Source organism: Gilliamella apicola (assembly GCF_003202655.1).
GTDB classification, from domain to species: Bacteria; Pseudomonadota; Gammaproteobacteria; order Enterobacterales; family Orbaceae; genus Gilliamella; species Gilliamella apicola_R.
This window is the reverse complement of record NZ_QGLR01000007.1, coordinates 68,642-82,432: the sequence shown is the minus strand read 5'-3', so window position 1 is coordinate 82,432 and position 13,791 is coordinate 68,642. Positions and strand designations below refer to the sequence as shown.

General features: G+C 32.4%; 11 protein-coding genes. 5 read left to right on the top strand and 6 right to left on the bottom strand.

Features of this window, described 5'->3' with window-relative positions; translation table 11 throughout:
* From DKK70_RS03245 to DKK70_RS03220, 6 genes are all read right to left on the bottom strand, one after another.
* Positions 1-1,509, bottom strand: a complete 1,509-nt coding sequence (locus DKK70_RS03245; RefSeq protein ID WP_181415897.1) for an FGGY-family carbohydrate kinase — start codon at positions 1,507-1,509, stop codon at positions 1-3.
* A 200-nt stretch (positions 1,510-1,709) separates the two neighbouring features.
* Positions 1,710-3,056 (bottom strand): PTS galactitol transporter subunit IIC, encoded by a 1,347-nt coding sequence (locus DKK70_RS03240; protein ID WP_110432712.1) that lies wholly within the window; start codon positions 3,054-3,056, stop codon positions 1,710-1,712.
* 2 nt (positions 3,057-3,058) lie between these two features.
* Positions 3,059-3,346 carry a PTS sugar transporter subunit IIB gene (locus tag DKK70_RS03235; RefSeq protein ID WP_110432711.1) on the bottom strand — a complete coding sequence of 96 codons (288 nt, stop codon included), beginning with the start codon at positions 3,344-3,346 and terminating at the stop codon, positions 3,059-3,061.
* Positions 3,347-3,357: 11 nt separating this feature from the next.
* Positions 3,358-3,816 carry a PTS sugar transporter subunit IIA gene (locus DKK70_RS03230; protein ID WP_110432710.1) on the bottom strand — a complete coding sequence of 153 codons (459 nt, stop codon included), beginning with the start codon at positions 3,814-3,816 and terminating at the stop codon, positions 3,358-3,360.
* 22 nt (positions 3,817-3,838) lie between these two features.
* Positions 3,839-4,687, bottom strand: a complete 849-nt coding sequence (locus DKK70_RS03225; protein ID WP_110432709.1) for a class II aldolase — start codon at positions 4,685-4,687, stop codon at positions 3,839-3,841.
* Between the two features lie 9 nt (positions 4,688-4,696).
* The gene (locus tag DKK70_RS03220; protein ID WP_110432708.1) at positions 4,697-5,431 is read right to left on the bottom strand and encodes a GntR family transcriptional regulator; all 735 of its coding nucleotides are present in this window, start codon (positions 5,429-5,431) and stop codon (positions 4,697-4,699) included.
* A 421-nt stretch (positions 5,432-5,852) separates the two neighbouring features.
* Here DKK70_RS03220 and DKK70_RS03210 point away from each other — a divergent pair, with 421 nt between their 5' ends.
* From DKK70_RS03210 to DKK70_RS03190, 5 genes are all read left to right on the top strand, one after another.
* Complete coding sequence (locus DKK70_RS03210; RefSeq protein ID WP_110432707.1) at positions 5,853-6,557, top strand: lipopolysaccharide core heptose(II) kinase RfaY; 705 nt, start codon at positions 5,853-5,855, stop codon at positions 6,555-6,557.
* A gap of 179 nt (positions 6,558-6,736) precedes the next feature.
* A complete protein-coding gene (locus tag DKK70_RS03205; RefSeq protein WP_110432706.1) occupies positions 6,737-7,321 on the top strand; it encodes a hypothetical protein in 585 nt (194 codons plus the stop codon).
* A 1,170-nt stretch (positions 7,322-8,491) separates the two neighbouring features.
* A complete protein-coding gene (locus tag DKK70_RS03200; protein WP_110432705.1) occupies positions 8,492-10,936 on the top strand; it encodes an autotransporter family protein in 2,445 nt (814 codons plus the stop codon).
* A 236-nt stretch (positions 10,937-11,172) separates the two neighbouring features.
* Positions 11,173-12,468, top strand: a complete 1,296-nt coding sequence (locus DKK70_RS03195) for a 2-hydroxycarboxylate transporter family protein (protein ID WP_110432704.1) — start codon at positions 11,173-11,175, stop codon at positions 12,466-12,468.
* A 111-nt stretch (positions 12,469-12,579) separates the two neighbouring features.
* Positions 12,580-13,737: an NAD(P)-dependent malic enzyme gene (locus tag DKK70_RS03190; RefSeq protein WP_110432703.1), complete on the top strand. Its 1,158-nt coding sequence runs from the start codon at positions 12,580-12,582 to the stop codon at positions 13,735-13,737.
* Positions 13,738-13,791 lie beyond the last annotated feature (54 nt).

Genomic DNA, 13,791 nt, shown 5'->3' with positions numbered 1-13,791 from the left:
TTAATTATCCTTTTTTAATTTAAACTCTAAACTGGTCTTAAACTCAAAAAATGGTTGGTAATAATCGGCAAATATTTGATGATAATATTCCGTCATTTTAGGATTGGGTATATAGCGGGCTATTGGGTTATCAAATTGAATATGCGCATTTTTATCTAGATAATGATTTTCATACCCTGCTAACATTACACCACCTTTACAAACCGCTTCTTTAATATTACAAGATAGTATTTCCCTACCAAGAATATCTGCTTTGAGCTGTAACCAGAGTGGATTTTTAGCTGCAGCACCAATTACTTTTATAATGGGGTGATGAGTTACGGTTAATTGCTCAATAGTTATAAGTGTATTTTTTAATTCAAAGCATAATCCTTGAAAAATACTTAATAAAATATCAGCTAAAGTCGAGTTTTCCCCCAAACCATACCACAATCCTTTCGAGTCAATATTTCGTTTCGGTGGACCACTTCCGCGTAGATGTGGTATAAATATATTCAGACTATTTTTAATATAATTTATGTCGTCAAGTTTGTTTAAAAGCGATTCAATTAATAAATCAAAATTTTCATCGGTTACCGAAAAAGTGCGCTTGAACCATTCTATGCTATATCCAGCAGAAGGAAGTGATGCATAAAGAGTGTATAAATCATCTTTAACATATTTGCCAAACGATAACTGACTAGTTAAAAACGATTTATTGAAATTTACTTTTTCAAGTAATAAAAGGAGTCCTTCAGTTGTACCTGTTGAGTTTAGAATTTCACCAGGTTTTAATTCAGCAGCAATTGAACCACACATGTGATCATGTCCACCTATAGCAACAAAAATAGGCTGATTACAATTCAGTTTAGTGGATATAGTTGAGGTTAACACTTCTATATTTTTGCCAGATTGAGTAAAATCAGCAAATAGATGATTGATAGCAAAAGCCGATTGAATTTTTTCAGACCAACAATGATTTTTTAAATCATAAGCAAGCGTTCGCGAAGCTAATGAACACTCTGCTCGCTTTTGATTTGTTAATTTATATGCAATATATTCCGCAATGCATAACCATTTAACTTGTTGCAAATTGATATTACAGTTTTCTCTAATCCATAAAATTTTAGTCAAACTATAATTACTATGAATAGGAATACCAGTAATAGAATAAAGTTCTTCATCAGAAAATTTCTGATTAATATCTGCTAAATTTTTCTGTGTTCGAGTGTCATACCAAGTGATACAAGGACCAACAACCTCACCTTCTTGATTGATAAGTACACCTGACTCACCAACACTTGCAATTACGATATTTTTGACTTTTTCTGCATATGAAAGAGAGTTTATGGTTTGAATAAGCCCCTGTTCCAGTTGACTATATAATGCTTCAATATCAAAGTCATAACCATATTTGCTATTAATTTTTGGTGTCGCAAAAGAGTAGCTATCAATCAGTTTTAATGATAGCAATTCAAAAACGCATAACTTACAATTTGTTGTACCGATATCAATGCCGATCGAGTACATATAAACCTCCTTATTTACTTTTCTTTTAATTATCATACTTAAACAAACCCAAAGCGCCCTCAAATAAAATTCTATTTATTCATATGGTTATTTTTTTGGTAACCAATTTTTTGATAGTTTTATCCTTATCTAGATAACAGCAGCTATCAGATTATTTCATTTCATAAATAGGGTTAATTATATTGAGCGCGCTCTTTTTTCTAGGTTATATCCCATGTTTTTTTAGTATGACGATATAAAAGGAAGCAAGTAATAAAGATAATTGGAATTAATGCTAAGGCGATATAATTTCCTTCAAACACTTTTACTGCCCAAAAGCGGTACGGATTACCACCATCTAAGAGGCTTGAAAATTCACCATCAGTTTTAACCGGAAAATTAATACTTCTTGCAATATTAGTAATAATTGGCGCTACTGAAGATGCAACATAAAGATTCACAATTAAGCAAGGTATACCAATTATAAATGATCTAACAATATTACCTCGGCAAGCTAATACTACCATCGAAATAGGCACCCAAATATTGGTTAAATCACCTAAAGGTAATAATCGATTTCCAGGTAAAACAATTGATAAAATTAATCCTACAGGGATAAGTAACAACGCAGTAGATAATACAGATGGGTGTCCAACAGCAACTGCAATATCTAAACCTATATAGAGATTTTTTCTATTAGGGAATTTTTTATTTAAAAATTGCTTAACGGCATCAGATAAAGGTAGTAAACCTTCCATCAATAATTTGACCATTCTTGGCATAATTAACATCACAGCACCTAAATTAATGGCTAGATTTAAAATACCTTTAATATCATAACCAGCAGCAATACCAATTGTGGCACCGATAACAAAACCAATCATCATTGGCTCACCAAAAATACCAAATCTTTTTTGAATGGTTTCAGGATCAGCATGTAATTTCTGTAATCCCGGAATTTTATTTAAAATAAGATTACCTAAAACACCAATAGGAAAGAAAATCACAGATGATAGCGTCGGTAGTGAAATACCCGGAAGCTCAAAATATTTTTGAATCATCGGCGCACACCAATCGGCCAGAACAAAGGTAATTACGGCTGTTACTCCAGCGATAATTAATCCATACATAAAACTACCAGTACTGCTATACACTAAAGCTCCGACAAAAGTAAAGTGCCAGAAATTCCATAGATCAATGTCAACTGTTTTAGTCCAGTTGAGTGTTAACATCACAATATTGATGATAATCGTCATTGGAATAACAAATGGAGCAATTGGCGATGCCCATGCAATTGCAGCTAATGGAGGCCAACCAAGATCAATAACAGGTAAATGAATTCCAGCATGTTCAACTAAATCAGTTGTTGCACTACCAAGACTGGTGCCTAATAAATCGAAAATAACAAAAATACCGACAAATCCCATACCTATCGTTAAAGATGAACGAATTGCCCTACCGACTTTAACACCTAAGCAAATCGCCATAAGAAATATCACAACAGGTAACATCACTGTAGGCCCGAAACCTAATATGTATTGAACAATTTCAAGTAATTTATCAGCCATGATCAATCTCCTTTTAGGATCCTAACGATTTCTTCTAAAAGGTCCTCTTCACCTATAGTTGTAATCAAAGGTACACCATTAATAATCGGTGTTTTCTCCAATTTATAAGAGACTTTAGATGTCACAATGATTAAATCAGCCATTCCATCTTGAGATTGCACGGTTGCAACATCAGATTGAATATTTTCAACTTCAATACCATGTTGCGCGCAATAATTTTTAACTTTTTCTGTAGCAATAGTTGAAGTGGCAATACCACTAGTACAGGCAAAAATAACTCTTTTTTTCATAATACATCTCCTTATTTCAAAATATCTTTTAAGATATTTTTGATTTCAATTTTGTTATTACTTTCAACTATTTTTTGCAAGATCGAATCATTGCCAAATGATGATGCCAATTTCATCAAAAAAGTTAAATGCGTGTCTGATTCCTTAAGTAATAGTCCAAAAACTATGTTGATAGACAAGTCTTCATCAGTTTCGGCATTTTTGAAAATAATTCCTTTTTTACTGGTTAAGATAAACATGCCATTTTTTCTAACAAATTCACAATCTACATGCGGCATGGCAACATTTAGTGTTTTCAATTTGAATCCTGTTGGATGGTTGTTTTCCCTTTGAATAACTTTTTCTAAATATTGTTCGGTCACATAATTATTTTTTAATAATTCATGACTTATAAATTTAAACATCTCTTCACGACTTGCGAATTCTTGGTTTAAAAATATAATATTGTTATCCAATTGCTCTAATTCCATAATTACCACCTATATTGTTATTTTATCGATGGATATTTAATAAATTCATAGATAGGATTTTGTTATAAACAACTTGTTGAACATCACCTTTTGCTTTAAGCAAAACTTTAATCAGATTGTATTCATTATTATTAGCAACATATTGTTTACCAATTGAACTAATATAAGCTCTGCGTAGATCGCCACCTATATTGAGTTTAACTACGTTGTATTGGCTAATTTTTTGTAAAGTTTTATCATCTATTCCCGAACCACCATGAATAACAAGCGATACTGGCGAAATTTCAGAGAGTTTACCTAACAGATCAAAATCAATTTTTGGCTGTTGTTCAAACCCATGGACATTACCAACAGAAACAGCTAAAGTTGCACATCCTGTTCTTTTGACAAATTCTTGAACTTGATTAGGATCGGTTTTGCGATCTGCTTCATTAACTTCATCATCTTCTTTTCCAGTTATTGCTCCTAATTCAGCTTCGACAGGAATATTGTATCCGCCACAAAAGTCGACAACTTTTTTCGTCAATTGAATATTTTCTTCAAAAGGCAAGTGAGAACCATCAATCATAATTGAAGTGAAGCCGGCTTCAACTGCTTGTTTAACATCTTCAAAGGTTTTTCCATGATCTAAATGTAAACAAAATGGTGTTTTCATCGTACTAGCTCGATTTCGTACCATATCAACAATATATTTGTAGCCAGATAACACAATGTTTGTTGGTGCAATTTGAACCATACTTGGAATATTACTTTCCTCAATTGCATCTAATATGGCTAATGTTGTTTCCAAATTTGTCGTATTAAATGCTCCCGCTAAAGTTTTCTGTTTTTTAGCTTCACCTATTAAAGTATACCCATTGACTAATGCCATAACTTACTCCTACTTTCGTCTTAGTGTTGTCCCCAAGTAGTTAACATTTGACTTTAACCAGACATTTCCAAATTCGATTGGATGACCATCATCAAAGAAAACTAATTGTTCTAAATGAAGAACTGGAGATATATCACTAATATTTAATATATCTGCCCGTTCTTTGCCTACCACTCGAGCTGAATAACGACATTCCGAGTGATCAATTTTCTTTTGAGTAATCCGCTCTAATTCATTAAATAAACTATGTTTTGTAAAATCGACATGTTCTATTTCAGGACATAAAGACAAATTGATTCTATTTTCAATAAACATAATTTTTTCGCCATTAACACTTCGTACTCGTTCCATATAAAAAATATTAGAATTAACTGGGATTTGTAATTTGCCGCTAATATATTCATTGGCTTTCTCAACTCGTCTGGTAATCACTTCTGTAGTGAATTTAACATGTTGCATTTCTAGTGATTCTGCAAATGACTGTAAACCATAACCTAATTGATAAGATATATTTTCAGCTTTCACATATGTCCCTTTACCTTGAATCTGTTCCAAGACTGATTCATTAATAAGTAATTCAACTGCTTTTCTAACCGTGCCACGACTAACAGAGAGAATATTCATAATTTCATTTTCAGAAGGAATTCTATCTCCAGACTTTAAATCTTTTCGGTATATCTGATTTCTGATCCATTCTTTCACTTGTACATACAGTGGTGTGCTAGAAAATTTATTTATATGCATTTGTTACCTCAAATATTGGTTAAGTTAAATATACATCCATAGACAACTATGTACAACTATATACATCTATGAATTACTAAAATTGTGAGAAGTATCACAATTTTATATCTTATGGTTGTCTGCTGAACTTGGATAAATTAAGGTTTTTTCTATAATTCTTATTCAATAAGAACATGTAATTATTGAAGAAATAATGTGATCTTGCAATTAAAAAGTAGTGGTTAAATTTATTAATGAAATATTTATAACTTAAAATCGCAAGTTATAAATCCATCTATGATTAATTTAAAAATAACTATTGTTAAAAACTACCACTAGATAAAGCTTTGTTGTTTATTTTAATAGGGTTGATGGATTTACTTTAATGGGGATAATGTTTAAGATAACTTAATTTTTTTGATCTATCTTAGGACGACAAAATTTGAATAACTTTGCAAAAATTATTGAAATTGAACGTGGCAACATGAAATTTTCCTACGTTGAAAACGATGAAATCAATTATCTAGACCTTTTTGACCAATTTTTGGCAGAAGAAGGCCATCATGAATTACTCGATCCAAGTGATAGAATTGAGCGATATACCTATTTAATCGATCACGGTCAAAGCAAATTCATTTTTAAAATTGATGGCGGAGTTGAACACCGCTTAGAGCGTCGTTTGATTGCCAAACTTACAGGTGATTTTTATTTCAATTTAATTCATAAGTTAGCCAAAATCGCTTTAGACAAATGTGATATTGCTTATGAACTTTATCTGGTTGCATTTGATAAAGTGACTAAACGCCATTATATGATTTTCAATTTTATTGAAGGCCGCTCTTTAAAATGGGAAGAGATGAAAACCTATGGTGAACAGATAAAAGACTGCATTGAGAAGTTACATAGCTATAATCTAGTTTCTAACGATGTTCATGGTGGTAATTTTATTTTAACACCTGAAGGTAAAATCAAAGCTATCGACTTAACCAACTCTGGTTTCATTTGGCTAACTAAAGCTAATGATGCCATCGAATTACGCGAACGTTTTGGTATTAAGATAAAAGTACCGGTTATGGCAATGGCCATTAAAAAATTCACTCACGGGTTTAAACGATTATCTCGAAAAATTCGTGGCAAAGAGGATTAATAATGAAAACGAGAGAAGGACAAACTTCTCTCGTTTTCCTGCAAAACCATAATTAATCTAATGTAATAAATAGTCTGTTTTTTGATAGTTTAAAATATTTAAACCCTTCTCTTCTAAATACTAGTAAATCCTTGTATAACCATATAGAATTGAACTAATCTAACGAATAAGGATGAGTTATGAGAAAGTTAATTGGTTTTACTGTACTAGTCACGTTGTTAACTAGTTGTGCTTCTCACAAAATGCTGTCAATCTATCAAACACAAGGTGTGGAGATCGCGCAAAACTCTTCGGGTGAAGATATTATAAATAAATACAGCACTTCTCGTCCTATTACCTTACTTCGTTCTTCATTATCACTCTGTATAGCACAAGAACTTGATAATAGCCCAGTAGTTTTGAACAGTGAAAACTATTTAGGTTCTGCATGGTGGCCGTATTATAATATGCCAACCCAACAGGCAATTACTATCAATGGTGGAGAAACCATCAAATTAGTTGAAGGCAATAACATTGTTGCCAATGCTGTTACTAGTTATCAGTCTCAATCTAAATATTTTGTCAGTTATACTTTAACTACAACCCGCAATGCCAATAATATCCGTTATTTATTTAGCAATATCAAACAAGCTCAGCAGAATACTGGATCTTTTAGCAATGAGGGTTTTGAAAATGTAAAAACCATAGAAAGAGTCCACCCAGATTTAGTTATTGAAGCGCTTAATAACGAAGTGGATAAAATTCAAGCCTGCTTATTACGTTAATAAAATCCCGCTTCTCAATAAAAAATTGAGAAACGTTTTTTAAATCTAGAGCTCGTATGAAATTTTATTAACTTTTAAATCTGAGTAAAATTTTATTATGTTACTTATCTAATATTAGATATTAAGTAAGATCGTTTATCCATAAAGCATAAAAAATAACCATCAAAAAAATCCTTTTTTACTATTGTTTCCATTTACTCGCTTTACAGCAAATAGCGTCGGTCATTTTTGCTAAAAAGACTTTTGGAAAATTAATCAACTGATAACTGATAAAGTAAATTTATTTGAGTCATCAATTTCTAATTTTAAAAGACTACACAAAATGCAGTTGGAACGAGATATATTTATGGTAATTCTTTAAAGGTTAATGCTGATGGTACGTTTATCTCAAAATACTTTGATAATTAGGGTAACTCTTGCTTTACCGGTTCTGAAGAAACATTTGAGAAAATTGATAAAACACATCTAAGATTAAAAATTGATTTATTCACACAAAGGGAGCTTTAAAAAATTACCAACAGATAGCGGATAAAACTCTTCGAAATTTAGGTATTTTTAAAATTATACCGACTATAAATGGCAATCAATTGATTGAATCAAATGACAATGGCAAAACGCGACATTAATAAAAATTAGAGTGTTGTTTAATCAATTTCCAATACTGAAACAAAATTTTATATTGTTTAATTGTTTATTAATCCTATCAAGTGTGAAAACACTAACTCCATATTATTGATAATGGTAGTGGAAGAATTGAGAAGGTATTGCTCAATAAGCTTTGTTAGCTTAGATAAACTTATTTATGAAGGGACGCAAAAGTATGAAAAAATTTTTCATATCACGGATCCTCCTAAGAACTTTCCCAGAAAATCCCTTTTTAGAATAATTTTACTGTCAGCATACTACTATCTAAAAGATACACTAAGATTCAGATGAAACTAAATGAATTTACAATATTTCGTTAATTTATAAGTGTGAATCTATTTTTTATTATGGAGCTATTAATGAAACAAATAATATCAGATTAAATAAAAAGTTACTCATTGATAGACCTGAATAATCTTAGTGATTTATGCTTATTTTGCATTAAAAATTGAACATAGTATTGATTATCATTCTTGATGGTATATTATCACTATCTTTACAATTTAATAAAATCTTTCTAAAACTATGAAACTTAAATTAATCACATCATTACTCATTAGTGTTTGTAGCATCAATTATGTGCAAGCCGTCAATCAAGAGATATCCTCAGATCTAGCCTTACCTTTTAATCATGTTAATGACCGTTACTTCTTAACAAATACTAGTACCGCGCCAGTAACGATTAATGCCAACAATGGGTTAACCGTTAATAGTGAAGGTTCTTTTCATCTTGGTTTTGGTGGTAAAACAGCAACGCAATCACCTTCACTTTCTAAAGGTGATATCAATATGAATATATTAGGGAATTTTCAAATTTATAATGATACATGGATAGGAAAATTCGATACTAAATTTTTTACCCAATACTTAGGTTTACATGAAGATTTTCCATTTGATCCTATTGATCATGATATCAACGTTCATGTTACAGGCGATATTAATGTCGAGTTGAGTGCCGATAAAAAAAGAGGCGGACTGATGATATTAGCAGGTAATGTCATGAGAACTGGTCAAAATACCTCAGGAGAAACCACTGTGACCGTAGATGGTGATACTAACATTCGTAGTGGCGATAACCATCTAGCAGGTACCGCATCAGCACCAGCTCGCTTAACTACTCGTACATTTAATCTAACAGGTGGTGACATTGAAATTATTGGTGCTAGAACGGTATTAGCAACAACCAATGATGATAAAAACCGATCTTCTGTTTTAATTGGTAAAACGGGAAAAATGATTGTGATGCGTGAAGGCACTGTTGATGTCAGTCATGGTGGTAATTTTGATGTGGTTGATCAAGCTATTTTAAGTGCGAGCCGAGGTAATGGATATATTAAACTTGCCTCTGACGGACAATTAAATGTTGGTAAAAATGCTACATTAGAATCATCAAAAGGTTCTTTGTTTATAAGTGATCAAACGAACAATACCTCACAGCTAAATGTTGATGGCACTATAAGTTTTGGTGTCGCTGATAATAAACAACCCAATATAATAAAGGGTGATAAGATTAATGTATCATCAATAGCTCGATTTTCTGCTACTGATGATTTTTTATTAAAAAGCTTACAATATACGTCGACTGATTTAAATGCCGTCGTATTATCAGCAAATAACAGCTTAAAAATTGCCAATATAAACGAATCTGAAACTAAAGCACTTATTCAAAATATCTATGGTGATTTAAATTTCAAGCAATCCGGTAACGATTTAATTTTTGTTAATGCAAGTAATGTGACCAATTTTGCTGATTCCCAAAATGCCAAAGCCGCGACAACAAGGCAAATTTCGCGTTATTATCAGCAAATCGGCACCAATTCAAAAAATGTCGCTAAACATTTTGCTGAAAATTTAAGTAAAGTAGCTTATGAGTCATTATATAATCCAACTCAAAATGGAAATACAAGCTCAGATAAATCAAAAGCAGGTGATTTGAACTGGCAAATTTTAAGTAATATAGCCAGAGGTAATTTAGCCGTTGAATCGAATGGTACTTCGTTTAATTTTAATCGAAATATAGCTGGGCTTTATAATAATAATCATGGTTTACATTTAACCGAAATAGCCCTTAATTCTGTTAATTATACTAAAGCAACTTTAGATAAAAGAATTCGCCAATTTAATCAATCACAAAATATGGATAACGAGTTATGGATAAATCTAACGCGTTATCACGAAAATACTGACAGTAATCATGGCATTTCAGGATATAAATATTCATCTAATGGCTTTATTATGGGATTTGATAAAGCTATAAAAGAAGATTTTTTAATTGGTACAGCTATTGGTTATTCTACAGGAGAATATAAAGATAAAGCTGCATCATCTAATGATTCGGATATCAAACAATATCAAATTCAATTATATTCAAACTACAAATTTCCGACGAATATTTTTACATCCACTTATGCTGGTTATAATTATGGGAAAAATCATCTAAGTACAAATGATAACTATTATAAAATAAAAGAAAAATTTCATAGTAAAACTTGGAATTTGGGTGGAACAGTTGGCTATAATTGGCAAAACATTGAAGATTTGGTAATAACACCAAGTGTAGGATTAACTTATATTCACACTGAAAATAGTGCCCATAATGCTAGCTATAATAATTTAAAGTTAGTTAAATATGGACAAGCATCTAATTCTGCTCTTTTAATGCCTATGAATTTAACCTCAGATTATTTTATTTTAAATAATAAAGATAATCAGCTAGTTTTAACGGGTAACGTAGGCTATACATTCAACTTTAACCGAAATAAGTTTGATAGTGACATCAAGATTAATGGAATTAATGGATTGTCTAAAATGGAAAGTTATGCTCCTAATCGCACAAAAAATCAGTTTAGTTTGGGTACAGGCATTAAATATAAATACAATATTATTGATTTAAATCTTGACTATCAATATGTTGGTCAAAGTAAAAGGAATACTAATTACATTGGTGCTACAGCTAATATAACATTCTAATATTTATTACTAATAAACATTTAGGTGATATTTATTTACACCTAAATGTTCTTCATAATCTTTTTCTAATATTTAAATTTTTAAAACCTTTCAAATTAAATAAATAATTTATATAAATTTCTGATTATTGCTTACATTAATTACAAAATCAGTTAGTTAACTTTCTTATTCTTCTGATTTCTAACTGCATAACTATACTGCATATGTACTATAAAAAAACATAAAGAGGTTTAGTTATGAGCATGCTCCAAGATATAAAAGAAAACAAAATTTATATAGGTTCACTCCCCCTTCCCCTATTTCTAGTTTGTTCCATTATCGTTATTATTGCTGCCCAATTAGATATGCTACCTAAAACCCTAATTGGTGGTTTTGCAGTGATATTGCCTTTAGGTTGGTTTTTAGGAACTCTCGGGCAGAATATTCCATTTTTCAAAAAATTTGGCGCCCCTGCGATATTATCACTTATTGTTCCTTCATTATTGGTTTACTACCGTGTTTTTGATGAAAATACCTTATCAGCAGCCAAGATGCTAATGAAGGATTCTAACTTTTTACTCTTTTATATCGCCAGTTTAGTGTGCGGTAGCATTCTTGGTATGCATCGAGTCATTCTAGTTCAAGGCTTTATTCGAATGATGATACCAATGTTATTAGGAATGTGCTTAGCTGCATTAGTTGGTGTCTCTGTTGCTGTCGCTTTTGGGGATGATTGGGAGCACGCCTTCTTTTATACGGTTTCACCGGTAATGGCGGGAGGAATTGGTGAAGGTGTTTTACAGCTCTCCAATGCTTATAGCAACATCCTTAATCAAGATTATAATACTTTCGTTAGTGCATTAATTCCTGCAACTGTGGTAGGTAACTTTTTTGCAATCACTTTTACAGCAATTATGAGCCGAATTGGTGAAGTTAAACCTCACTTGAGTGGTCATGGTCAGTTAGTAAAAATTGAGTTTGATGGTTTAGCTGAAGCGTTAAAAGATGATAAGACACCACTTGATGCAAGAGCAATGAGTGGCGCAGTAATGATTTTAGCGACGCTATTTATTTTCGGCATGATTTTAGAAAAAGTAACTCATTTTCCTGGTCCGGTTTTAATGATTATTGCAACTGCGGTGGTTAAATATTTTCGTCTATTACCAGCGAGCGTCGAACGCGGTAGCCAACAATGGTACAAATTTATTTCCGGCAATTTTACCTTCCCATTAATGGCTGGTTTAGGTCTGCTTTACATCGATTTAGAAAGTGTGGTTAAAGTATTAACTATCCCATATTTTATTACCATTATTGCGATTGTTTTCACCGTTTCGATGACTGGATTTGTCTGTAGCTTCTTCTTAAAAATGTATCCTGTTGAGGCATCGATTATTTCATCTTGCCAAAGTGGTATGGGGGGAACTGGTGACGTCGCAATCCTTTCTACCGCCAATAGAATGAACTTAATGCCTTTTGCCCAAGTTGCAACACGATTAGGCGGAGCTTTAATGGTAATAGGTACCACCGCACTAATGCGTTATTTGCATATGTAATTTTATACAAAATAGCATCAATTAACCGTTTGATAAACCGTTTGAGATAGATATTGATTTAGTATCACAAAATATCCAAACATAGATTAAATATTTAAAAAGGTAAGCATTATGACAACAGTACAAGAGAAAGCGTTAGCAATTAGTAAACAAATGCACGGTAAATTTGAAACTCATTCGAAAGTGCCGGTTAATTCAATGGCAGATCTTAGTGTTGCTTATACACCTGGTGTTGCTGCGGTGTGCACTGAAATTGCTAAAAATCCTGAGTCAGTTTATGAATATACCAGTAAACGCAATTTAGTTGCGGTTATCACGGATGGTTCTGCTGTTTTGGGATTAGGAAATATTGGACCAGAAGCAGCTATTCCTGTCATGGAAGGCAAGGCAATTTTATTCAAACAATTTGCTAATGTGGACGCCATTCCTTTATCAATTAATACTCAAGATCCAGATGAGCTAGTCAAACATATTGCAGCATTAGCACCTTCATTTGGCGGTATCAATCTAGAGGATATCAGTGCACCAAGATGTTTTGAAATTGAAAAACGATTGCAAGAGCTATTAGATATTCCGGTATTTCACGATGATCAACATGGTACAGCAATAGTGGTATTAGCAGCGCTATATAATGCTCTTAAAGTTGCTGGTAAGTCGATAGAATCGGTCAAGGTAGTGATTAATGGCGGCGGTGCTGCTGGTTTAGCGATCGCCGATATGTTATTAGCTGCTGGCGTTACCGATCTTAAAATTGTCGATAAAATTGGTATATTATCCGAAGATGATCTTTCTTTACCTCCACACCATTTAGCTATGGCGAAAAGAACCAATAAGGATAGACAAAAAGGTACTTTACAAGATGCAGTTAACGGCGCTGATGTATTTATTGGTGTATCGGCTCCGGGAGTATTGAAAGCGGATTGGGTTAAAACGATGGCGGAAAAATCGATTATTTTTGCTATGGCAAATCCGACACCAGAAATATTTCCAGATGAGGCTAAAGCAGCTGGTGCTTATATTGTCGGGACGGGACGCAGTGATTATCCAAATCAAATTAATAATGTCTTAGCATTTCCCGGCATATTTAGAGGGGCATTAGATGCTAGAGCAAAAAATATCACATTAGCCATGCAACTTGCGGCGGCCAAAGGGTTAGCCAACATTATTACACCTGAAAAACTATCGGTTGATTGTATATTACCGAACGCTTTCGAACCTAATGTAGCTAAGGTAGTTGCCGAAAGTGTAAAAAATGCAGCTAAACAATAATGAGTGTTTAAAAATCGATTAAATTAGCTAAAAACCTACTAATACGAAATTTAT

Bases quoted from the DNA above. Each gene is read 5' to 3' on its own strand.
- DKK70_RS03245 (WP_181415897.1), bottom strand. From the start codon at position 1,509: ATGTACTCGATCGGCATTGATATCGGTACAACAAATTGTAAGTTATGC.
- DKK70_RS03240 (WP_110432712.1), bottom strand. From the start codon at position 3,056: ATGGCTGATAAATTACTTGAAATTGTTCAATACATATTAGGTTTCGGG.
- DKK70_RS03235 (WP_110432711.1), bottom strand. From the start codon at position 3,346: ATGAAAAAAAGAGTTATTTTTGCCTGTACTAGTGGTATTGCCACTTCA.
- DKK70_RS03230 (WP_110432710.1), bottom strand. From the start codon at position 3,816: ATGGAATTAGAGCAATTGGATAACAATATTATATTTTTAAACCAAGAA.
- DKK70_RS03225 (WP_110432709.1), bottom strand. From the start codon at position 4,687: ATGGCATTAGTCAATGGGTATACTTTAATAGGTGAAGCTAAAAAACAG.
- DKK70_RS03220 (WP_110432708.1), bottom strand. From the start codon at position 5,431: ATGCATATAAATAAATTTTCTAGCACACCACTGTATGTACAAGTGAAA.
- DKK70_RS03205 (WP_110432706.1), top strand. From the start codon at position 6,737: ATGAGAAAGTTAATTGGTTTTACTGTACTAGTCACGTTGTTAACTAGT.
- DKK70_RS03200 (WP_110432705.1), top strand. From the start codon at position 8,492: ATGAAACTTAAATTAATCACATCATTACTCATTAGTGTTTGTAGCATC.
- DKK70_RS03195 (WP_110432704.1), top strand. From the start codon at position 11,173: ATGAGCATGCTCCAAGATATAAAAGAAAACAAAATTTATATAGGTTCA.
- DKK70_RS03190 (WP_110432703.1), top strand. From the start codon at position 12,580: ATGACAACAGTACAAGAGAAAGCGTTAGCAATTAGTAAACAAATGCAC.